The organism is Streptomyces sp. NPDC002734, assembly GCF_040295685.1.
Taxonomy (GTDB): Bacteria; Actinomycetota; Actinomycetes; order Streptomycetales; family Streptomycetaceae; genus Streptomyces.
Genome location: NZ_JBEOVU010000072.1, coordinates 1 through 2,341, shown reverse-complemented (window position 1 = coordinate 2,341; position 2,341 = coordinate 1). Strand labels below are relative to the sequence as shown.

Below are 2,341 nucleotides of genomic sequence, written 5' to 3'. Positions count from 1 at the left end.
ACGTCGGCCAGGCGGCCGTCGGGCAACCGGAACGGAGAGGCGCCGCCCGTCTCGAGGCCGAGGCAGATCTGGAACAGGGGGTGCCGGGCGAGGGAACGGGCCGGGTTGACGGAGTCGAGGACGAGGTCAAAGGGTGCTTCCTGGTGGGCGAAGGCGTCCAGGTCGGTCGCACGGATCCGTGCCAGCAGTTCTTGGAAGGACGGGTCTCCGCTGCTGTCGGTGCGCAGCACGAGCGTGTTGACGAAGAATCCGACCAGGTCACGCAACTGCTCGTCCCCGCGCCCGGCGACCGGCGTGCCCACCGCCAGGTCGGTGCCGGCGCCGAGGCGGGTCAGGGCGGCGACGAGGGCGGCGTGGACCACCATGAACGGCGTGCAGCCTTCTGCCAAGGCCAGCTCGCCCACCCGGGCGAAAAGATCCGGGCCGAGGTCCACTCCGATTTCGCCGCCTCGGTGGGTCGCCCGGGCGGGACGGGGCCGGTCCAGGCGCAGACCGTGCTCCTCGGGAGCCCTGTCCAGCGTCGAGCGCCAGAACTTGAGTTCGCGTGCCAGCACGCTGTCCGGGTCGTCGGGCGAGCCCAGGGTTCGGTGCTGCCAGTGCGCGTAGTCGGCGTACTGGACCGGCAAGGGCGGCAGCACGTTCTGGTCTGCGCCCGACAGCCGTGCCTCGTAGGCCCGGGCGAGGTCGTCGAAGAACACGCTGTTCGACGCGCCGTCCGTCGCCACATGGTGCAGCAGAAGGAACAGCACCCAGGTGCTGTCGCCGAGGTCGAACACCGTGGCTCGGAAGGGGACGTCGGTCCGCAGTTCGAAGACTTGTCGCGCGGCCGTCGCCAGCTCCGTGTCCACGTCATGAGCGGCGATCCGGCGCCGCTCGACCGGTACGCGGACCTCGGTGGGCGGCAGGATCCGCTGGCGCGGTTCGCCGTCGACGGTCTCGATCAGGGTGCGCAGCGGGGCGTGGCGTTCGACGACGTCGTTGAGCGCGGCCTCCAGCGCCGGCGTGTCGAGTTCGCCGTGCAGGCGTATCGCGAGGGGCACGTTGTAGGCGGTGCTGTCGCCGTCCAGGTCGGCCAGGAGCCACAGCCGTCGCTGGGCGAAGGACGCGGCCGGCAGCGAGTCGTTGTTGCCCGTGCCTTCTCCGGCTGTGATCGGGGGTAGGGCGGGCAGTCCCTTGTGGTGGGAGATCAGGTCGGCGAGTCGGGCGGGGGTGGGGTGCTGGAAGACGTCGCGGATGGTCAGGCGTACGCCGAGTGCGTCCGCGATGTGGTTGGTGAGCCGCGCCGCCCGCAACGAATGCCCGCCGTGGCGGAAGAAGTCGTCGTCGATCGTGAGGGACGTGGAGGCGTTCAGCGCCCGGGCGAAGAGAGCCGTCAAGGTCTCCTCGAGCGGCGTACGAGGGCCACGGCCACCCGTGGAGACGGAGGACGGTTCGGGCAGAGCCCGCTTGTCGATCTTGCCGTTGGGGGTGAGGGGAAGCCGGTCGAGAACCATGATGTGTGCGGGCACCAGGTGCTCGGGCAGCCGCTCGGTGAGATGCCGGCGTGCCAGGTCGGCCAGGTCGCCCGCCAGGCCCTGCTCCGCTGCTCCGCCGACGACGTGTGCCACGAGGTGCTGCTGGTGGGTGGTGACGACGGCCTGGGTGACGGCGGGGTGGGTGAGGAGGGCGGCTTCGATTTCGCCGGGTTCGACGCGGAAGCCGCGGATTTTGATTTGGTTGTCGGCGCGGCCTTCGTAGTGGAGGTTGCCGTCCGCGTCGAAGTGGACGAGGTCGCCGGTGCGGTAGAGGCGGCTGCCGGTGGGTCCGTGGGGGTTGGGGATGAAGCGGGTGGCGGTCAGGTCGGGGCGGCCGAGGTAGCCGTGGGCGAGGCCGTCGCCGGCGAGGTAGAGCTCGCCGGTGACGCCGGGGGCGGTGAGTTGGAGGTGGTCGTCGAGGACGTAGGCGCCCTTGTTGACCAGGGGTGATCCGATGGGGATCGTCGGGTGGGGTTGGTCAGCGGGTTCGATGGTGTGGGTGGTGGTGAAGCCCATGGATTCGGCGGGGCCGTAGCCGTTGACGATGGTGATGCCGGGCTTCAGTTGCTGCAGCTTGTGGACGTGGGCGGGGGAGGCGGCTTCGCCGCCGGTGTAGGCGATGGTGACGGTGTCGAAGGCGTCGGGGTGCTCGTCGGTGAGGTAGTTGAACAGGCTTGCCGACAGCTGCAGCATCGTGACGCGGTGGCGTTGCGAGAGTTCGGCGATCAGCGTGGGTTCGGGTCGCTGCCCGGGTTGCAGGACGGTGGCCGCGCCGTGGAGCAGGGCGCCCCAGAACTCGAGGCTGAAGGCGTCCCAGGACACGGGCG

At 70.3% G+C, this 2,341-nt stretch carries 1 protein-coding gene; it reads right to left on the bottom strand.

All coding sequences use genetic code 11. The features are described 5' to 3' along the window. A partial coding sequence (locus ABT026_RS32070) for a condensation domain-containing protein (RefSeq protein WP_351118723.1) occupies nt 1-2,341 on the bottom strand: 2,341 nt, incomplete at both ends.